Origin of the sequence: Streptomyces sp. NPDC001851 (genome assembly GCF_040297165.1) — a bacterium.
GTDB lineage: Bacteria > Actinomycetota > Actinomycetes > Streptomycetales > Streptomycetaceae > Streptomyces.
In genome coordinates this window covers 25562-44705 of record NZ_JBEOYR010000008.1, presented here as the reverse complement: position 1 = coordinate 44705, position 19144 = coordinate 25562, and the positions used below count along the sequence as shown (strand labels likewise).

Below are 19144 nucleotides of genomic sequence, written 5' to 3'. Positions count from 1 at the left end.
CCCGGGACTCAGCCCAGACTCCGCGCTGCGGTGCGCAGGGCACCGACCGCCGCCCGGATCGAGGGGCGGCGGTCGGCGTCCGCCCGCCAGACCACGTACACATGCCGTCGCACCCGCTGCCTGAGCGGCACCAGGACCACGCCCTCCGGGACCGGGTGACGGCCCAGCAGCGGCGCGATGCACACACCCAACCCGGAAGCGACCAGGCTGAGTTGGGTGTGGGTCTCGCCGGCGCGGTGGCCGACGATCGGTTCGATGCCCTTGGACCGCAGCGTGAACATCAGCCACTCGTGGCAGAACTGGCCCTCGCCCCAGGTGATCCACTCGTCCTCGGCGAACTCGGCGAGGTCCACCTCGTCCCGGTCGGCGAGCCGGTGCCCGAGCGGCATGGCGACATCCGCAGGGTCGTCCAGCAGGGGCGCCTTGACCAGGCCGTCGGGCACCGGCATCGGCTTGTTGTACCAGTCCAGGACCACCGCGAGGTCCAGATCGCCACGGACGACGCCCGCGATGCCCGGCTCCGGTTCCAGCTCGCTGGAGCGCACGCGCAGCCCGGGATGCTCGGCCCGCAGCGCGCCGAGCGCGGCCGGGAAGAGCCCGCGGGCGGCGGTCGGGAACGCCGACAGCCGTAGCTCGCCGACGACCTGCCCGCGGTGCGCCTCCAGGTCGGACTCGGCCAGTTCGACCTGCGACAGGATGCGCGCCGCGTGTTCCGACAGCAGCCGGCCGGCGTCCGTGAGCCGCACGCCCCTGCCGTTCTTGGCGAGGAGCTGCTGGCCGATCTCCCGCTCCAGCTTGCCCAGCTGCTGGGAGACGGCGGACGTCGTGACGTGCAGCGCGTCCGCCGCCGCGCTGACCGAGCCGTGCCGGGCGAGGGCGTCGAGGGTGCGCAGGCGCTCCAGATTCAACATGTAAGTGATTCTAAGAGATACCCGGTGAGAAAACTCGATTGTGCTACGAGGTTGCCTACAGCATCGTTGAGGTCATGAGCACGGTCACCACCACCCGCACCCAGTCCCCGGCCCCCGCCCGCCCCCGCGCCCGCCTCGACTGGCGGCTGCGCTTCGGCGCACTGTCCCTGATCTGGGGCTTCAGCTTTCTGTTGATCAAGGTGGGCACGGAGGGGTACGCGCCCTTCCAGGTCACCCTCGGGCGTCTCGTGTTCGGGACGGCGGTACTGGCGGCGGCGATGGCGGCCAAGCGGGAGCGGCTGCCGCGCGGGGCCCGGCTGTGGGGTCACCTGGCGGTCGCCGCGTTCTTGCTGAACGCCCTGCCGTTCTCCCTCTTCGCCTACTCGGAGCTGACGATTCCGTCCACGCTGGCCGGTATCTGCAACGCGACGTCGCCCCTGTGGGGGATGGCCCTGTCGCTGGTCGCCCTCTCCGAGGACCGGCCGACCCGGGTCCGCGTGGCCGGACTCGGACTGGGGTTCCTGGGCGTTCTGACGGTGCTGGGGGTGTGGCAGGGCTTCCACGGGCTGGACGCCACGGGTACGGCCATGGCCCTGCTGGCGTCGCTGAGCTACCCGGTGGGCTGGATCTACGTCCGGCGGACGCTGGCGGGGACGGGTAACTCCCATCTGTCGATGACGGGGGCGCAGCTGATGCTCGCAACGCTCCAACTGGCCGTTGTGACACCGCTGTTCACCGGCTTCCCCGCGCACTTCTCGCTCGTTCCGCTGCTGGCCATCGCCGCGCTGGGTGCGCTGGGCACCGGGCTGGCGGTTCTCATCCAGTACGGGCTGGTCGCCGAGGTCGGGCCGACGACCGCGCAGATGGTCACGTACTTCATTCCGGTCATCGCGACGGGTGCGGGCGTCGTCCTTCTCGGGGAGTCGCTGCGGTGGACGACGCCGGCGGGAGCGGTCATCGTTCTCGCGGGGGCCGCGCTCACCCAGGTGCGGGCCAAGAAGGGCGCCTGACGCCCCGCTGCTTCACGAGGGCGGGGAATCGCCGTCGGGCAGGCGCGAGATCCGGTAGCTGTCGCCGTAGATCGACTCGTAGGTGATCTCAAGAGCGAGCCGGTGTCTGACCAGGTGCCACAGGTCTTCGTGTCGCTGGGAGTCGTACCTCTCGACGTGCAGCAGGAAGCGTGAGGTACCCGCCGGCACCGCCCAGGGGCGTCGCGTCATGCCCATACCCGACGGACGCTCGCGGACGGCACTGCGGATGGTCTCCAGCGCCTCTCCGCCCCAGCTTCCGAGGTGGACGCCGTCGAGCCATACGTCCGAGCGGGTGACGAACGCGGGCCCCAGACCGTGGTTGGCCAGGCTGATGCCGGTCTGGCCGCCCAGACGCCGCTGTGTCCAGATCTCCAGGACGGGGGCGACGGAGTGACGGTTGTGCTGCCGGGTGACACGGCCCTGCTGGATCGACACACCGAACGAGGCGGTGGCGATGACAGTCGCGCAGACGGCGGTGACAGTGTTGGCATCCATGTGGCAACCCCTCCCCCGACAGAGACCGCCGGCGGCCGTGCACGGTTCCCCTAGCCGTACACACGGGCCGGAGAGGGGCGCACCGCCGCTGCCACCGCCTCCGCCAAGGGGCCGATGTCGTTCTCGGTGAGCGTCGAGATCGTGATCCGGATCGCCGGGCCGCTGTTCAGGCGGAATCGGGCACCCGGGGCGACCCCCCAGCCCCGCTGGAGGAGACGGGCCACCGCGCCCGTCTCGTCGGGGACCGGAACCCACACGTTCATGCCGCTCCGCCCGTGTGAGGCAACCCCGCGCTCCGCCAGTGCCTCGACGAGCGCGTCCCGCCGGGCCCCGTACGCCTTCGCCACCGCCGTCCGGTCCACCCGGCCCTCGGTCCACAGCCGGGCCACGGTCCGCTGCAGCAGCAGGCTCACCCAGCCGGGGCCCAGGCGCTGGCGGCCCCGTACGCGGTCGACGGTGACCGGGTCGCCGGCGAGGACGGCCACCCGCAGGTCGGGACCGTAGGCCTTGGAGGCGGAGCGGACGACGGCCCAGTGGCGGGTGGTGCCCGCGAGGGGGTGCAGCGGGAGGTCGACGATGCCGTGGCCGTGGTCGTCCTCGATCAACAGGGTCTGCGGGTGCTCGCGCAGGACCGCGCGCAGGGCACGCGCGCGTGTGGCGGTCACCGAGGCGCCGGTCGGGTTCTGGGCGCGATCGGTGACGATCAGGGCGCGGGCCCCGGACGCCAGGGCCTGGCGCAGGTCGTCGGGGCGCGGTCCGTCGTCGTCCACGCCCACGGGGACCGTGCGCAGCCCCAGGGCGGGGACCAGGTCGAGGACGCTGCCCCAGCCGGGGTCCTCGACGGCGACCGCGTCGCCCGGTTTGAGGTGCGCGGCGAGGACGCGCTCGATGGCGTCCAGGGAGCCGGAGGTCACCGTCAGCGGGCCGTCGGGGACGCCGTCGGCGTCGAGTTCGGCCCGGGCGACGCGGACGAGGTGCGGGTCGACCGGGTCGTCGCCGTAGAGAACGGGCCGCCGGTCGCCGTCCTCGGCCGCCGCGGCCAGGGCCGGGGCGAGGCGCGGCAGCAGGGCCGGGTCGGGGTTGCCGGTGGCCAGGTCGCGGCCTCCGGCGGGGACCTCCACGCGCAGTTCCTCGCGGCCGGTGGTGGCGGGCTTGGGCCGGATTCGGCTGCCCCGGCGGCCGGCGGTCTCGATCACTCCGCGTTCGCGCAGGGTGCGGTAGGCCGCCGCGACGGTGTTGGCGTTCACACCGAGCCGAGCCGCCAACTCCCGCATGGGCGGCAGGGTTTGGCCCGGCTGCAGCTCGCCGGCGCCGACCGCGCGCTCGACGCTGGCCGCGATCTCCGCTGCGCCGCGCCCTTCGATGGGATACTCTCCTAGCACAAAGAACATTATGCACTAGTGCAATACACTTCGCCACACGCCCATTGCCCGTCTTGGAGGGACCGCCATGCAGGGGACGACCGAGGAAACCCAGGCCGCCGCCTACACCGCGACCGACCGCACCGTGCCCACCCGCTCCGCGGACCGGGCGTCCTACGACAAGGAGCTGGTGCACGCGATACTCGACGAGGGGTACGTGTGCCACCTGGGCTTCGTCCGCGACGGGGCACCGGTGGTGCTGCCGACGCTGTACGGGCGGGTCGGCGAACGGCTCTATGTGCACGGGTCCACCGGCTCCCGCCCGCTGCGGATGACCGGCGAGACCGACCCGGGTCTGCCGGTGTGCCTGACCGTCACCCACGTGGACGGGCTGGTGCTGGCACGCTCCGCCTTCCATCACTCCATCAACTACCGCTCCGTGGTGGTGCACGGCGTCGCCCGCCAGGTCACCGACCCCGAGGAGCGGCGGGTGGCACTGGACGCGCTGGTGGACCACGTCGTACCGGGCCGCGCCGCCGACTCCCGGCCCGCGAACAAGAAGGAACTGGCCGCCACCGCGGTGATCCGCCTGGACCTGGACGAGGTCTCGGCCAAGGTCCGCACCGGCGGCGCGAACGACGACCCGGAGGACCTGGCCCTGCCGTACTGGGCCGGCGTCGTCCCGCTCCGCAAGGGTTACGACGCGCCGGTGCGCAACGCCGACCTGGCGGCCGGCGTCGAGCTGCCGGACTATCTGAAGGCGCGGTAGCCCGGACGGGACCTACGCCGGGACCGACTCTGGTCCGCCGCCCCCGCGGGCCTCGCCCACCGCGAGGCCCGCGACCGCGCCGAGCAGGAGCAGGGTGCCGGCCGCGGTGGCCGCCGTGAGCCGCTCGCCGAGCAGGACGACGGCGAGCACGGCCGCGGTCACCGGTTCCAGCAGCATGATCACGGAGACCGTGGCGGACCGTACGACGGCCGCCCCGGCGAAGTAGAGCGCGTAGGCGAGAGCCGTGGGCACGGCGGCGATGTACACCACCAGCCACAGCAGCCGGGCCGGGTGGGCGGTGTGCGGGAGCAGGCCCTCGTGCAGCGCGAACGGCAGCAGGCACAGACCGGTCACCGCGAAGGCCCCCACGGTGGTGCCGGAGGCGTCGGCGCCGCCGCCCCTCCCCCACCAGCGCGTCAGCAGGGTCATGGCGCCGTAGCCCGCGGCCGACACGAGCGCGAGGAGCACACCCACGGGCCGCACGGCCGCGGCCGGGCCGCCGAAGGCCAGGACAGCGAGCCCGGCGAGCGCCCCGGCGACGGCCAGCACCCCGCCGGCACCGAGCCGTTCCCCGAGCAGCAGCCGGGCGCCGAGTGCGATGAGCACGGGCCCCGCGCCGAGGGTGACGACGGTGGCCACGGCCAGCCCGGTCGACTCCACGGCGGCGAAGTAGGCGGTCTGGAACACGGCCAGACCGACGCCCGTGGCGAGGACCCTGCCGGCCCTGCGGAGCAGGGGTTCCGTGGTGACCGGACGGACCCGCGGGCGCAGTCCGCGTCCGGCGAGCAGCAGGACCAGGCCGAGCGCGCAGCGCCAGAAGGACAGTCCCCAGGCGCCCATGTCGCTGGTCCGGTAGACCAGGGAGGCGGCGGCACCGGCCGTGCCCCAGGCGGCACCGGTGATGATCAGGTAGAGCAGGCCACGCCCGACGGACAGGCCAGTGGCAGGGTTCGACGTCGTCAAGGGATCTCTCCGCAGAAACGCACCAGGGGGTGCGGAAGTTCGGGGGCGGCCCGCTGGAGCGGGACGCGCGGACTTCATCTGCGGGCAGCACCGTCCGGCCCGGCGCATGCGCGCGGGGCTGGTGTCCCGGAGGCCCGCCTCAGGCGGCCGGGGGCGGAAGGACGAGCGAGGACGGCATGACCGGCACTCTATGCGGCCGTGCCACGGGCCGACAACTCGCGTTCGGCCCCGCCCCCGGCCACCGGCTCGGCGGAGCCCGCGGCCGGGGCGGACGACTGGGCGATGAACGCGCCGAGCAGGACGACCGCACCGCCGGCGACCTGCGGCGCCGACAGGTGCTCGCCGAGCAGCACCCAGGCCAGCACCGTCGCGATGACCGCTTCCAGGCAGGCGACGACACCGGCGACCTGCGGGGACAGCCGCCGTACCGACAGCACACCGGTGACGTACGCGACGACGGTGGCGATCAGCACGATCCAGCCGAGCAGGGCGAGGGCCGGTACGGCGGTGCCGTTCATGTGCGCGGAGCCGGTGAGCACCGACCAGCGCATGTTCCAGGGGCGGGCGACGACCGTCAGGACGAGGGCGCCGACGAGCAGGCCGTAGGCGATGACACCGAGCGGGTCCGGTGCCTCGTCGCCCGCGTCGCCGCCCTGGTCGGCCAGGACGAAGTAGCCGACCTGGCAGCAGGCGGCGCCCAGGGCGAGCAGCAGTCCGAGAGCGTCGAAGCTCAGCCCCGACCAGACCTCCACCACACAGGCGAGACCGCCGGCGGCGAGGACGACACCGAGCGCGGCGGCGCGCGTCACGGGCCGCCGCTGCACGAACCGCACCCAGCCCAGCACCAGCGCGGGAGCCAGGTACTCGACGAGCAGCGCCACACCCACCGGGATCCGGGAGAGCGCGGCGAAGTAGCAGGCCTGGACCCCGGCGACGGCGAGCAGTCCGAACCCGGCGAGCAACGCGGGACGGCGGCGCAGCAGCGCGCGGTGGCGCACCGCGAGCGGCAGCATGACGAGGGCGGCGCCGGCCACCCGCAGCCAGACCACGTCGAGCGGGTCGAGTCCCGCCTCGATCAGCGGCTTCGCGGCCACTCCGGACCCGCCGAAGGCGAGCGCCGAGGCGAGTGCGAGACCGAGCCCGACGCCCTTGCCGCGGCTGCCCTGACTGCTGTCTGACGTGTGCACCGGCACATGATGACAGGCGGCGACATGAGCGTCACCCCCGTTGACACCTGTCTCAGGGGATGGACGCGCGGGGGCCTCAGCGGGCAGGGCCTCCGCCGCCGTACCCCCCTGCGCCGGCTTCGAGCCGGGTGTTCAGGTCGCGGATGCCGGCGCGCTCCAGTACCTCGACGGCCCGGGAGTCGGGGTCCGCGGTGAGGGTGGCGAGGAGGTCGATGCCGTGGGCGCGGGGCTCGCCGCGCAGCCGGGCGCGGTCGCGGGCGCCGGCCAGTGCGGCGGCCGCGGCGGGCGACCAGCCGGCGGTGTCCCTGGGGTCCCGGGCGCCGCGGACGGCCTCGGCGGGGACGACGGCGAGCGCACCGGAGTCCTCCACGCTGCCCTGCCAGCGCAGTCCGTAGCCGATGCTGCGCTGCACGAGGTAGCCCAGCAGCCGGGCGAGCTGCGGCGGGCCGCCGACGGCGGCACGCACCTCGGGGTCGTGTTCCAGCAGGGAGTGCAGCAGATGGGCGGTGTCGATCTGCCGGTCGCCGTCCCGGACGGCCCTCCGGCGGGCGCCGTCGACCACCACTGCCAGCTCGGCGCCGAGCACGGCATCGTCGTCCATGGGCGCAGCCGCCTCGTCATGGGCGGTCCGGCGGGCTGTACGGGGGTGCACATCCTCCACCCCATCAGCCTCAACGGGCCGAGTCATCCACGAACGGAACCATTTCTGCGTCCCACACAGAGTGGACATCGCCGGTCGGGATCTCCTCCTCAGGGAGGAGATCCGGCCGATCCGCGGTCGGCGGCGACATTCTCTGACGGTTCATCAGTATTGAATGTTCGCGCCCTTGCGGCTACGTTCCGCGACACCGTAGCCCGCTACGCCCGATCCGAAGGGGTGGTCGCATGGCCGAAGTCAGCGCGGAGGCACGCATCGAGGCACCGGCCGAGAAGGTGTGGGCCCGGCTCACCGACTGGTCGTCGTACGGCGCGTGGAACGCCACCCACACCGGCTTCCCTCAGGGCGGCCCGGAGGTACTGGCCGTGGGCGGGACGTTCCAGGAGAACATGAAGCTGATGGGGTTCCCCGCCGAGGTCGACTGGACCATCGAGGAGCTGGAGCCGGCGCGGGTGTTCGCCATCCGGGGCAAGGGCCCGATGGCGGTGACGGTCGCCACCCGCTACACCCTCACCCCCGACGGCGACGCCACGAGCGTCCGTATCGACGGCGAGTTCACCGGCGCCGCGGTGTCGCTGATGGCGGGCAGGCTGAAGGACTCGGCGACGGCCGCGCTGAACGAGTCGCTGCGCAAGCTGGCCGGCCTCGTCGCCTGAGCCCCGGCGTGCGGGCACACGACCTTCAGTGCTCGTCGGCGAGGATCAGATACAGCTTCTTCCGGGCGTCGTTGATGACGGCCAGCGCCTTCTCCCGCTGCTCCTGGCTACCGGTCTTCCAGACCTGCCCGAAAGCCTCCATCAGACCGAAGCCGGCCTGGCGGATCTCGCCGAGCGCCTCCCAGTCGACCCCTCGGGAGGCCTCCTCCCAGGGGGCGTCCGGGCCCCCCTCGGCCACGACACGCCCGTCCTCGGTGAGGGCGAACAGCTTCTTGCCGCCCTCGCTCTCGCTGGCGATCAGGCCCTCGTCCTCCAGCAGCTGGAGCGTGGGGTAGACCGAGCCGGGGCTGGGCTTCCAGGCGCCGCCGCTGCGTTCGGCGATCTCCTGGATCATTTCGTAGCCGTGCATGGGGCGGTCCCTGAGCAGGGCCAGGATCGAGGCCCGCACGTCACCGCGCCGCGCCCGCCCCCTCGGGCCGCCGCGTCCCCGGGGGCCCCAGGGGCCGGGTCCGAAACCGGGCCCGCCGGGACCGAACCCCGGACCACCCGGCCCGAAGGGCCCGAAGGCGGCCCTCCGCCCGTCGAATCCACCCATGCCGGCCATGTCGCGCGGGCCGTGCCCCTCGTGCCGATGTCCACGCTCGAATCCGTGGCTGCGCATCACGATCACTCCATTCCATCGATGATCTGTCACGTCTGCATCGCGTATCGTTCGCGATGACTCAACGATATATCGGAACAGATCGCATGCCAAGGCCCTTCCGGGATGGTGGCCGGTGCCGGGGCCCTGGTTTACGGTTGCGGGGTGAGCAGATCGACTGCGAATGCCGACGGTATCGGCGACCCGGATCGTCCCGGCGCGTTGCTGCCCCTCCTGGCCGGCCATGAGGAGGTCGTCTCGTTCTTCGCCCGGGCCGCGGACCTCGACGCGACGAGCCCGGCCGATCACGAGCTGGAGCACGGCGTCCGTCTCGCCTCCGGGGCCAAGCTGGAGCAGTTCGCGCGGGCGAGTACAGGAGACGCCTTCTGCTTCGTCGGCGAGGGCGGTGAGGAACGCCCGGTGGTGTACGTGAGCCTCGACGGCGAGGCCGGGCTGCTCGCCCTCGGACTGCCCGAGCTGGTGCGGCTGTGCCTTGTGGCACCGTGGTGGCGGGAGGCTCCCGGACGGACAGCCGGGCAACTGCGGGCCGTCGCCGACGAATACCGGGAGGACCTACCCGACCTCGACGAGCGGCGCGACCGCGCGGCCCGGGCCCTCGGCCTCGATCCGGGCGCGCTACCGTCCGGGACGGCGGCCCTCGCCCGGCTCGCCGAGCTTTCCCGGGGGCCGGTCGCGAAGGCCTGCCGCGTCCTCGGATACGAGGGTGAGCCGCTCGACCCACTGTTCGGTGCCGGCCGGACCTGACCGCTCGTCCTGGGACTCGTCAAAGTCCGCTGAGACAGATCATCGGCGAACCTGGTCGCACAGCTGGGGTGCTGGGGGTGCTGGACAGCCCCACGGCACCGCCCCTCTCAAGCGATCTCGATGCTGAGTTGGGAGCCCAGTTCCTGGAAGCCCAACGCGGCCGCAACGCGCCGGGAGGCGGGAGGGCGCGCGCGCCACTGCGGCAGCAGGCCGGCCGCAAGGGCATGAGCGACCGCAGCCGAGCCCGTCACTCGTGCCAGCCCTCGCCCTCGCGCTTCCGGCGCGGTGAGGACGCCGACATGGGCCGTCCGCCTCGGCCAGGTCCGATATCCGGCAGCAGCGATCACCTGGCCATGCTCGCGCACCACGAACGCGGGCGACGTGATCTCGTCCAGGGCAGCCTCACCGGCGTCCTCATGACCAGCCACCCGCTCCAGGATCCGCACATCCGGGTGAGCGGCTGACAGTCGCTCCACCGTCAGCGCGCCGGCCTCCACCGGCCGGAAACCGGCTGGAGACACATAGGACAGCGCCGCCGGCCCGAGCACCCGGGCCACCGGAAGGGCTTCCCGGACCAAAGCGCTGTCCACGACGGCCTCGACCGGCAGTCTCCCGAGTGCGTCACGAACGATCACGGCGGCACTGTCACTCGGCGCGGTCACGATCGCCGATCCGCCCAGCGCCACCACTCCGACCCAGCCCACCGGGCACAGCCCGGACCGCGGGGAGACCACCACGTTCACACCGCCCGGCGGGGCGAACGACACCGGCACCTGGGCCAGGTCCGCCCAGAGCCCACGGGCTCGGACCACCAGCACATCCATCGACATGGCGTCGATCCTGCCCATCGAAGCAAGCTGCTGACCTGAAAACGACCAACTCCGATGAGACGGGACAGGGGTTGGCCCGGGGACGGTGCCGAGCTGGCGGCGACCGGGCACACGCCGACGCCGCCCTTCGGCCGGGTGGCCCGGCGGCGGTCGAGGCGGTGCGGCAGGCGATCATGGGGGAATGTCTGAGAAGCGATCCTCTGCGGCACCGGCTGTGGTGCGGCTCCCCCAGTACACGAAGGCGGACCAGGAAGAGATCCTCGGGAAGGGCGACGATCCCTTCGGTGTCGCCTCGACCGGTCTGACCTGGCTGCCGAAGGAAGAACACTTCGGCATCAGACACGAAGACCGGCTCGTGGCACACGCCGGCCTGCTGCGACTGCCTGTCGCGATCGGCGACACCGAGACAGAGGTGGTCGGCGTCGGCGGGGTGGCCGTCGCACCCGGCATGCAAGGCCAGGGCCTGGCCCGGCTCGTCGTCACAGCCGCCCTGGAGCACGCCCGCACGATGGGGCCCGAGCACGCACTCCTGTTCTGCCGGCCTCCCCTCGTTCCGCTCTACCAGCGCCTCGGATGGCACCCGCTCGACCAGGACGTATGCGTCGAACAACCCGAAGGCCGCCTGGTGACCATGCCGCTGCGGACCATGGTGACCCCTCTGCGTGACGACGCCCGCTGGCCCTCGGGGCCGATACGGCTGCTCTCGCTCCCCATGTGACGGAGGGCCACCCGGCTCGGCGGGGTGCGCACGGCGAACCTTGGTCGAGCAGATACCCGGCCTGACCGCCGGCACGGCAAAAAAAGTCGGATGGCGATGTCGAGAACCTGTGACTGGCTCCGTCCCCGCAGTGAACGCGACCACAATGGTTGCACCAGCGAGGAGAACAACGATGGCCAAGTACCTGCTGCTCAAGCACTACCGCGGCGCCCCGGCTCCGGTCAACGACGTGCCGATGGACCAGTGGACGCCGGAGGAGATCTCGGCGCACGTGCAGTACATGGACGACTTCGCGGCCCGGCTCGAAAAGACCGGCGAGTTCGTCGGCGGTCAGGCGCTCGCCCCCGAGGGGGCGTGGGTCCGGTACGACGGTGAGGGGCGTCCACCGGTCACCGACGGCCCGTTCGCCGAGACCAAGGACCTCATCGCCGGCTGGATGGTGATCGACGTCGACAGCTACGAGCGCGCCGTCGAACTGGCCGGGGAACTGTCGGCCGCCCCTGGAGCGGGCGGGAAGCCGATCCACGAGTGGCTGGAGGTGCGCCCGTTCCTGGCCGCGCCGCCCACCGTCACGGAGTGCCCTCATCTGTGAACGAGGTCCTGCTCAGGAGCCTCACGCCGAGCGTGCTCGCCATCCTCGTCCGCCGCGGAGCCGACTTCGCGGCGGCCGAGGACGCCCTGCAGGACGCGCTGGTCGAGGCGATCCGCGTCTGGCCGGACGACCCGCCGCGGGACCCGAAGGGCTGGCTGGTCACCGTGGCCTGGCGCCGGTTCCTCGACGCGAGGCGGGCGGATGCCGCCCGCCGTCGGCGTGAGGACCTCGTCGACGAGGAGCCGACGCACGGGCCCACGCCCGCGGTGGACGACACGCTCCAGCTCTACTTCCTGTGCGCCCACCCGTCGCTCACGCCGTCGTCCGCGGTCGCGCTCACGCTGCGCGCCGTCGGCGGGCTGACCACCCGCCAGATCGCCCAGGCCTACCTCGTACCCGAGGCAACCATGGCGCAGCGCATCAGCCGGGCCAAGCGCACGGTCTCCGGCGTGCGGTTCGACCAGCCCGGCGACGTCGCCACCGTGCTGCGTGTCCTCTACCTGGTCTTCAACGAGGGCTACTCCGGCGACGTCGACCTCGCCACCGAGGCCATCCGGCTCACCCGGCAGCTCGCGGCCCGGGTCGACCACCCCGAGGCGGCGGGGCTGCTCGCCCTCATGCTGCTCCACCACGCCCGGCGCACCGCCCGGACGGCGCCCGACGGCAGCCTGGTACCGCTCGCCGAGCAGGACCGCGGCCGGTGGGACACCGGCTCGATCGCCGAGGGCGTCGCGATCCTCCAGGCGGCCCTCGCGCACGACCGGCTGGGCGAGTTCCAGGCCCAGGCCGCCATCGCGGCCCTCCACGCCGACGCGCCCACCGCCGAGGAGACCGACTGGGTGCAGATCGTCGAGTGGTACGACGAGCTCACGCGCCTGACCGACAACCCCGTCGTCCGGCTCAACCGCGCGGTGGCGGTCGGCGAGGCCGACGGACCCCGCGCCGGCCTGGCGGCACTCGCGGCGCTGGACGACTCCCTGCCCCGCCACGCCGCGGTGGCGGCGTACCTCCACGAGCGCGACGGCGACCTGGCGACGGCGGCACGGCTGTACGCCGAGGCCGCTCTCCAGGCACCCAACCTCGCCGAGCGCGACCACCTGACACGCCAGGCCGCCCGGCTCAACGCCCGCCGCCGTCGCTGACACGCCGTGGCCGGAGCGGTCGCCCGCGAGAGAGCCCGCCGGTTTCCTCGCCCGACTCGCCCCGTGGCGCGGGTGGGTGCCGCCGGTGTGCGGGAAGGAAACGTGCCAGGACTCGTGAATTGGCCTTGGGCCGGCGCCCGGCGCAGTCGCTAGCGTCGGCGCCATGCGCATTCGAATCGTGGACGCCTTCACCGACCGCCCCTTCGCCGGCAACCCGGCCGGAGTTCTGCTCCTGGACGACGTCTTCCCGGACGACGACTGGCTCCAGAACGTCGCCATGGAGGTCAACCACGCCGAGACGGCGTTCGCCCACCGGCTGCCCGGGGGCGGCGAGGCGGACTGGGCACTGCGCTGGTTCACGCCCGTCGCCGAGGTGGCGATGTGCGGGCACGCCACGCTCGCCACGGCCCATGTCCTGCACGCCACCGGCGCCCACCCGGGCCCGGTGCGGTTCGCCACCCGCAGCGGCGTGCTCAGCGCCACGCCCACCGGGGACGGCTCGATCACACTCGATTTCCCGACGGCCCCGCTCACCCCGGCCGAGGTCCCGGCCGGGGCCGCCGAGGCGCTCGGCGCGCAGCCGGTCGCGGCCTTCGACACCGGTCCGAACGTCGGCGACCTGCTGGTGGAGCTGGCCGACGAGAAGACGGTCCTCGGCCTCGCACCGGACCACAAGGCCCTCGGCGCGTACTCCTCGCGCGGCATCATCGCGACCGCCCGGGCCGACGACGCCTCCCGCGGCTACGACTTCGTCTCCCGCTGCTTCTTCCCGAACGTCGGCATCGACGAGGACCCGATCACCGGCAGCGCCCACACCGCGCTCGCCCCGCACTGGTCGGCGCGCCTCGGCCGGGAGGACCTCACCGGGCTGCAGGCCTCGCGCCGTACCGGCCTGGTCCGCACCGGCCTGCGCGGCGACCGCACCCTGCTCACCGGCCGCGCGGTCACGGTCATCGAGGGCGAGCTGCACGCCTGAGCGCACGCGGCGCCGCCGGCCGGCGGAGTTCGCGGGAGGGAGGCCGCCGGCGCCGCGGGGCGGTAGACGTTGCCCGGGCCGCCCGCACCGCAGACCGGGAGAGAAGCCTGCCCGCGCCACCGGCTCGCTCGGTCCTCAGGCCGTCGGCAGCCAGCCGACCTTGCCCGCGAGGAGGGCGTAGCCGACGAACGCGCCGATGTCGAGCAGGGAGTGCGCGACGACCAGCGGGCCGACCCTCCCCCAGCGGCGGTACAGGTACACGAACACCACGCCCATGACCATGTTGCCGAGGAAGCCGCCGATGCCCTGGTAGAGGTGGTACGAGCCGCGCAGCACCGCGCTGGCGACCAGCGCGGTCCCGGGGGTCCAGCCCAACTGGCCCAGCCTGCGCAGCAGATAGCCGACGACGATCACCTCTTCGAGGATCGCGTTCTGCAGGGCGGACAGGATCAGCACCGGGTACTTCCACCACACGTCCGGCAGCGCCTCGGGGACGACCGTGAGGTTGAAACCGAGGCCGCGGGCGGCCAGGTAGAAGGCGATGCCGGTGCTGCCGATCACGGCCGCGATGCCCGCGCCGCGTGCCAGGTCGGGCCAGCGGCGGGTGCGGTCGAAGCCGAGGGTGCGCAGGCTGCCGCCCTCGCGCATCAGCAGGTGGGCGACCAGGGCGACGGGGACCAGCGCGGTGGCGATGCCGAACAGCTGCCAGGCGAGGTCGAGCCACGGGCGGCCGGGCGCGGCCGAGGCGTTGAGGGTGGCCGCCTGGTCCTTCAGGCCGCCCGGCTTGGTGACCGAGCCGATGAAGCTGATCAGCGCGGAGACCCCGCTCGCTCCCAGCGAGAGCCCGAGGACGAGCAGCGTCTCGTCCCGCAGGACCCGCCGCGGGTCGCGCTCCCGCTCCCCCGGGACAGCCACCGAGTCAGCCTCCACCTGCACCCCTGCCTCCAAGCCGGCTCATGGGCCGCGTGGCCCACCTCTGCCCGGCAAGGATCGCAGAAGGAGATGTGAGGAGAGAGTACGGGCCGCACACGGGCGGCACCCGCGAGGACCGCTCTCGGCGACGGCGCTCAGCCACTCACCACCCATCAGCAGCCGTCACCCCAAGGCCACCGCCTCCCGCAACCCCACCGGCCATGTATGCACCGGCTCCCCCACATGCATCAGCTCGGCGTACCTCCGCGTCGTAGCGGCCAGCGCCGCCTCGCGGGTCAGTCCCTGCTCCAGTGCCCGGTGGAACGTGGCGGCCTGCCAGGACGCCCCGTTCACCCGGCGCCGGCAGCGCTCCTCGATGACGCCCAGGTAGAGATCGCGGTCGGCCGCTTCCACGCCCCACGCGTCCAGCCCGGCCGAGGCCAGCGGCAGCAGCTCGTCGCGGACCAGGGTGACCGCGTCGACCTCGCCCGTGCCGCCGTAGCGTCCCCGCCTGGGCCATACGAACCGCGCGTCGATGCCGTACCGGCACGCCGCGTCGAAGTTGGCTTCGGCCGCCGCGAAGGGCAACCGGGTCCACACCGGGCGGGAGTCCTCGGCCAGGGCGCGTACCAGACCGTAGTAGAAGGCCGCGTTGGCGATCACGTCGGTGATCGTCGGCCCGGCCGGCAGCACCCGGTTCTCCACGCGGAGGTGCGGGACGCCGTCGGCGATGCCGTACACCGGCCGGTTCCAGCGGTAGATCGTGCCGTTGTGCAGGACGAGTTCGGCGAGTCGCGGTGTGCCGCCCGCCTCGACGACCTCCAGCGGCTCCTCGTCGTCGCAGATCGGCAGCAGGGCGGGGAAGAAGCGCAGGTTCTCCTCGAAGAGGTCGTACGCGGAGCTGATCCAGCGCTCACCGAACCAGGTGCGCGGCCGTACGCCCTGCGCCTGGAGTTCGGGCGGGCGGGTGTCGGTGGACTGCAGGAACAGCGGGGGGCGGGACTCGCGCCACAGCTCGTGACCGAACAGGAACGGTGAGTTGGCGCCGACGGCGATCTGGGCGGCGCTCGCCGCCTGCGCCGCGTTCCACACGTCCGCGAACCGGGCGGGGGTGACCTGCAGGTGCAGCTGCAGGGAGGTGCAGGCGGCCTCGGGGACGATCGACCTGGACGTGCAGACGAGGTGTTCCACGCCCTCGATGTCGAGCCGGAAGTCCTCGCCGCGCGCCGCCACGATCTGCTCGTTGAGCAGGGTGTAGCGGTCGACCTCGGAGAGGTTGGAGGAGACCAGGTCGTCGCGGTCGAGGGTGGGCAGGATGCCGATCATGACGATGCCGGCGTCCACCTCGCCGGCCTTGCGGTCGGCGTAGGCGAGCGAGGTGCGCAGTTCCTCGGCGAGCCGGTCGAATACCCGGCCGCCCAAGCGGTGTGGGGCGATGTTGACTTCCAGGTTGAACATGGCGAGTTCTGTTTGGAAATCGCGGCTCGCGATACGCTCAAGCACCTGCCCGTTCAGCATTTTCGGCATACCGTCGGGCCCGGCGAGATTCAATTCGATCTCCACTCCCATGAGGTTCTTGGGACGGTCGAATCGCTTCTCGCGCAGCAGTCGCTCCAGTCCCGTCAGGCACTTCTGGAGCTTTTCGCGGTAGCGCTGGCGATCGGACAGGTCGAACTGCCCTGCCACGACCTTCTCCCCCATCGAAGTGTCCCTCCTCGGATGGGCGGGCCGGCGATCCGGCCGCCGGGCTCCCGGGTCAGGGGGGATGATGCCCAGCGGAAGCGATCGATAACGTCCCGCGCGGGCCCATCGCCCGCTACGCTTTCGGAATGTTCCCCGCGGCACATTCACGCGGCATGCTGCAGCGTCCACTCTCGGGTGCCCGCAACGCCTCGTGAAAAACGCCGATGACATTCGGCCGACCGTTACCGCCGCGTATGACGAGGTCAGCGACGGGCGGTGCGCGGGAAATCGGGAGGAGTTCCGCAAATCCGCGGCGCATTACCGCCTTGCGGGGCTTCCCGAAGCGGGATAGATGAAACAACGGCCGAACACGCGTCGTATAAACTTCGCCCACAAGGCAGAAGGGTGACGCCCTCGGTCCTGGTTCCTGCCGTGTTTCAGGCCGTCCCCCGACGGGCGGCAGGCCGAGCCGCACCCTTGTTCACCGACCCGGGCCTCATCCCTTCCCCGCCTTGCGTGAGCAGACAGCGCCGTCCGCCCCACCCGCCCCACCCGCCCCACCCTCCTCCTCGCGCCGTCGCGCCTGTCGTACGAGAGAGGCGACCCACATGCCGCTGCACGTGTCCCCCGCCCCCGCGCCTGCCCTGCGTTCCGTCCTGACCGCCCTGAGTTCTCCCACCGCGGTCCGTGAGGCCCGCACTCCCTCCCTGCGCGCCGCGCAGGGCCCGACGACACCCGAACTCCCGCTGCCGGTGCATGTGCTGGACCGGATCACCGCCCAGGGTCTGTCCGCGACCCGGCTGGCCGGCTGGCGCTTCCTGATCCGCTGCGGCGACCGGGCGGTGGCCGCGGCGGAGACCATGCTCACCCCCGACGGCTGGGCCTTCTCGCACTTCTTCGAAGGCCCGTACGTCGCCTCCACCGAGCTCGCCCTGCACCAGGCCGAGGCGCTGCAACAGTCGTACCAGGCACGGCTGTTGTCCGTTCCGGGCCTGTACATGCTCACCCTGTGGCTGCACGGCGACGTCACCGCCGACGGAGCCGAGGGGCACCCGGTGGGCACCGATCTGCTCGTCCCGCTGGCGCCGGCCCCGCCCGGCATACCGGCGCACCGGCTGTTCCGCGTCACCGAGTTGCTGCCGGTGCTGACTCATCGCGCGACTCCCCTTCCCCTGCTCGGGCCGCCCGTGCTCGACTCGCCCGCCGCCTGACGCCCGCCCGTGTACCCCGCAGCCCGGAAGGGAAGCGGGGTACGGCCATGTCAGCGGGTCTGGTCTGCATGGACTAGCCCTATCCGGCCACTGCGAACCACCCGAAGTGACAGTGCACTTCGACTGAACCGTCCGGCCGGGTGACGCGTCATGAACCTGTGAGAAGCGGTGCTGCGAAATCCCTGCGGAATGCCGCCCAGAGGGCAACACTGGGTTCCGACCGACCAATCACCACGGGGGGACGGCCATGACCACGACAGAGCGAGAGATCCCACCCATGTGCCAGCACCAGCCGCCGTGTCCACCAGCCGAGTCCGCCGACCGGGAGTCCGCCCGTCTCCTGGCGCACCACCCGGAGCAGGGATGGAGTCTGCTGTGCAACGGCGTCCTGCTCTTCGAGGACACCGGCGAGCTGCTGCCCGACGGCAGGATCATCGCTCCGCACCGTCCGCTCGGTGCGGAGCAGGTGATGACCGCTGCCTGAGCGGAGCGGGAGCGAGAGCCACCTGAGGGGCCGGCCGCACACATCCCGTGCGCACCGGCCCCGACGTGTGTCCGGAGGTGGCCACAGGCCGTGACCGGGCGCTACCGCAGCGCCTCCCGCAGCGCCTGGTACGCCGGTTTGGGGCCGAGTCGCTCGTCCCACGGCAGGGCCGCGCCCTCCCCGGGGAAGACGGCCGGGATCCACGAGTACTTGTCCGTGTAGTCCCAGATGGTCTCACCCACGCAGCGGCGAACGGCCAGGCAGGCCTTGGTCAGGTCCCGGTACCAGTTGGCCTGCTCGGCCAGCTTCTCCTCGGTCGCGGGCAGCTGCATCCGTACGTCGACCTCGGTGAGGGCGGTGTCCAGTCCCAGCCGGGAGAAGCGGCGGAGGTTGTCCTCCAGGGTGGTGGGATAGCCGTACTGAAGGGCCAGATGGGTCTGGAATCCGATGCCGTCGAGCGGGACGCCCTGGGCCCTGAGGTCCTGGACGAGCGCGTAGTAGGCGTCGCTCTTCGGGCCGACCGCCTCGATGTTGTAGTCGTTCAGGTAGAGCTTCGCGTGCGGGTCGGCCTGGTGGGCCCAGCGCAGCGCGTCGGCGATGTAGCCGGGGCCGAGGGTCTTGTACCAGAGGCTCTCGCGGTAGCTGCCGTCCTCGTTGAAGGCCTCGTTGACGACGTCCCAGGAGTACACCTTGCCCCGGTAGTGCCGTACCTCCGTGGTGATGTGCTTCTTCAGCACGGCCCGCAGCTCGCTCGCGGTCCACTGCCTGGAGGTGAGCCAGCCGGGCAGCTGGCTGTGCCAGACCAGGGTGTGGGCGCGGACCTTCTGGTGGTTCTTCCGGGCCAGGTTCACGATCTGGTCGCCGTTGGTCCAGTCGAAGACGCCCTGCTGCGGCTCGGTGGCGTACCACTTCATGCCGTTGCCGGGCGTGATCATGTCGAACTCGCTGCCGAGGATCTTCGTGTAGGCGGTGTCGGTGAGTTCGGGGTTGTCGGTGGCGCTGCCGAAGTAGCGGCCGTGGCGTTGGGCCAGGTCCGCGAGGGTGGGCTGCCGTGCGTGAGCGGGGGCGGCCTGGGCGGCGGGGGCGGCGAGTCCGGCGGCCACCAGGGCGGCCGTGAGGGCGCCGGCGAGTCTGAGGCGCGTGCTCTTGCTGGGCATGGT

21 protein-coding genes are annotated in these 19144 nt (G+C 72.4%); 10 read left to right on the top strand and 11 right to left on the bottom strand.

Annotated elements, in window-relative coordinates:
• Positions 1-8: 8 nt before the first annotated feature.
• On the bottom strand, positions 9-911 hold the full coding sequence (locus tag ABT171_RS13455; protein WP_351243048.1) for a LysR family transcriptional regulator: 903 nt from the start codon (positions 909-911) through the stop codon (positions 9-11).
• A 74-nt stretch (positions 912-985) separates the two neighbouring features.
• Here ABT171_RS13455 and ABT171_RS13450 point away from each other — a divergent pair, with 74 nt between their 5' ends.
• A complete protein-coding gene (locus ABT171_RS13450; RefSeq protein ID WP_351243046.1) occupies positions 986-1921 on the top strand; it encodes a DMT family transporter in 936 nt (311 codons plus the stop codon).
• Positions 1922-1933: 12 nt separating this feature from the next.
• Here the strand turns inward: ABT171_RS13450 and ABT171_RS13445 are convergent, their stop codons facing one another.
• Together ABT171_RS13445 and ABT171_RS13440 are read right to left on the bottom strand one after the other, a co-directional pair.
• Entirely contained in the window at positions 1934-2437 is a 504-nt protein-coding gene (locus tag ABT171_RS13445) for a hypothetical protein (RefSeq protein WP_351243044.1), read from the bottom strand.
• 50 nt (positions 2438-2487) lie between these two features.
• Positions 2488-3819, bottom strand: a complete 1332-nt coding sequence (locus tag ABT171_RS13440) for an aminotransferase class I/II-fold pyridoxal phosphate-dependent enzyme (RefSeq protein ID WP_351243042.1) — start codon at positions 3817-3819, stop codon at positions 2488-2490.
• A 67-nt stretch (positions 3820-3886) separates the two neighbouring features.
• Here ABT171_RS13440 and ABT171_RS13435 point away from each other — a divergent pair, with 67 nt between their 5' ends.
• The gene (locus ABT171_RS13435; RefSeq protein ID WP_351243040.1) at positions 3887-4567 is read left to right on the top strand and encodes a pyridoxamine 5'-phosphate oxidase family protein; all 681 of its coding nucleotides are present in this window, start codon (positions 3887-3889) and stop codon (positions 4565-4567) included.
• 12 nt (positions 4568-4579) lie between these two features.
• Here the strand turns inward: ABT171_RS13435 and ABT171_RS13430 are convergent, their stop codons facing one another.
• From ABT171_RS13430 to ABT171_RS13420, 3 genes are all read right to left on the bottom strand, one after another.
• A complete protein-coding gene (locus ABT171_RS13430) occupies positions 4580-5530 on the bottom strand; it encodes a DMT family transporter (protein ID WP_351243038.1) in 951 nt (316 codons plus the stop codon).
• Between the two features lie 188 nt (positions 5531-5718).
• Positions 5719-6723, bottom strand: a complete 1005-nt coding sequence (locus ABT171_RS13425; protein WP_351243036.1) for an EamA family transporter — start codon at positions 6721-6723, stop codon at positions 5719-5721.
• 70 nt (positions 6724-6793) lie between these two features.
• The gene (locus tag ABT171_RS13420; RefSeq protein WP_351243034.1) at positions 6794-7318 is read right to left on the bottom strand and encodes a Clp protease N-terminal domain-containing protein; all 525 of its coding nucleotides are present in this window, start codon (positions 7316-7318) and stop codon (positions 6794-6796) included.
• Between the two features lie 284 nt (positions 7319-7602).
• Here ABT171_RS13420 and ABT171_RS13415 point away from each other — a divergent pair, with 284 nt between their 5' ends.
• Entirely contained in the window at positions 7603-8031 is a 429-nt protein-coding gene (locus tag ABT171_RS13415; RefSeq protein ID WP_351243032.1) for a type II toxin-antitoxin system Rv0910 family toxin, read from the top strand.
• Positions 8032-8056: 25 nt separating this feature from the next.
• Here ABT171_RS13415 and ABT171_RS13410 read toward each other — a convergent pair whose 3' ends face one another.
• The gene (locus ABT171_RS13410; RefSeq protein WP_351243030.1) at positions 8057-8692 is read right to left on the bottom strand and encodes a PadR family transcriptional regulator; all 636 of its coding nucleotides are present in this window, start codon (positions 8690-8692) and stop codon (positions 8057-8059) included.
• Positions 8693-8836: 144 nt separating this feature from the next.
• Here ABT171_RS13410 and ABT171_RS13405 point away from each other — a divergent pair, with 144 nt between their 5' ends.
• Positions 8837-9436, top strand: a complete 600-nt coding sequence (locus ABT171_RS13405) for a hypothetical protein (RefSeq protein WP_351243028.1) — start codon at positions 8837-8839, stop codon at positions 9434-9436.
• Between the two features lie 107 nt (positions 9437-9543).
• On the opposite strand, the gene ABT171_RS13400 is transcribed toward ABT171_RS13405, so the two are convergent.
• Positions 9544-10266 (bottom strand): GNAT family N-acetyltransferase, encoded by a 723-nt coding sequence (locus ABT171_RS13400; protein ID WP_351243556.1) that lies wholly within the window; start codon positions 10264-10266, stop codon positions 9544-9546.
• 181 nt (positions 10267-10447) lie between these two features.
• On the opposite strand from ABT171_RS13400, the gene ABT171_RS13395 reads away from it, so the two are divergent.
• From ABT171_RS13395 to ABT171_RS13380, 4 genes are all read left to right on the top strand, one after another.
• Positions 10448-10984 carry a GNAT family N-acetyltransferase gene (locus ABT171_RS13395; RefSeq protein ID WP_351243026.1) on the top strand — a complete coding sequence of 179 codons (537 nt, stop codon included), beginning with the start codon at positions 10448-10450 and terminating at the stop codon, positions 10982-10984.
• A 172-nt stretch (positions 10985-11156) separates the two neighbouring features.
• Positions 11157-11576, top strand: a complete 420-nt coding sequence (locus ABT171_RS13390; protein WP_351243024.1) for a YciI family protein — start codon at positions 11157-11159, stop codon at positions 11574-11576.
• A complete protein-coding gene (locus ABT171_RS13385; RefSeq protein WP_351243554.1) occupies positions 11573-12718 on the top strand; it encodes an RNA polymerase sigma factor in 1146 nt (381 codons plus the stop codon). Before ABT171_RS13390 ends, ABT171_RS13385 begins: the two co-directional genes overlap by 4 nt.
• Before the next feature lie 163 nt (positions 12719-12881).
• The gene (locus ABT171_RS13380; protein ID WP_351243022.1) at positions 12882-13694 is read left to right on the top strand and encodes a PhzF family phenazine biosynthesis protein; all 813 of its coding nucleotides are present in this window, start codon (positions 12882-12884) and stop codon (positions 13692-13694) included.
• A gap of 135 nt (positions 13695-13829) precedes the next feature.
• On the opposite strand, the gene ABT171_RS13375 is transcribed toward ABT171_RS13380, so the two are convergent.
• Both ABT171_RS13375 and ABT171_RS13370 read right to left on the bottom strand, forming a co-directional pair.
• Positions 13830-14630, bottom strand: a complete 801-nt coding sequence (locus tag ABT171_RS13375) for a CPBP family intramembrane glutamic endopeptidase (protein ID WP_503075146.1) — start codon at positions 14628-14630, stop codon at positions 13830-13832.
• 159 nt (positions 14631-14789) lie between these two features.
• Complete coding sequence (locus tag ABT171_RS13370; protein ID WP_351243018.1) at positions 14790-16307, bottom strand: glutamate-cysteine ligase family protein; 1518 nt, start codon at positions 16305-16307, stop codon at positions 14790-14792.
• 590 nt (positions 16308-16897) lie between these two features.
• On the opposite strand from ABT171_RS13370, the gene ABT171_RS13365 reads away from it, so the two are divergent.
• Positions 16898-17500 (top strand): hypothetical protein, encoded by a 603-nt coding sequence (locus tag ABT171_RS13365; RefSeq protein ID WP_351243016.1) that lies wholly within the window; start codon positions 16898-16900, stop codon positions 17498-17500.
• A 277-nt stretch (positions 17501-17777) separates the two neighbouring features.
• A complete protein-coding gene (locus ABT171_RS13360; protein ID WP_351243552.1) occupies positions 17778-17984 on the top strand; it encodes a DUF5999 family protein in 207 nt (68 codons plus the stop codon).
• A gap of 101 nt (positions 17985-18085) precedes the next feature.
• On the opposite strand, the gene ABT171_RS13355 is transcribed toward ABT171_RS13360, so the two are convergent.
• The gene (locus tag ABT171_RS13355) at positions 18086-19141 is read right to left on the bottom strand and encodes an endo-1,4-beta-xylanase (RefSeq protein WP_351243014.1); all 1056 of its coding nucleotides are present in this window, start codon (positions 19139-19141) and stop codon (positions 18086-18088) included.
• Between the last annotated feature and the right edge of the window lie 3 nt (positions 19142-19144).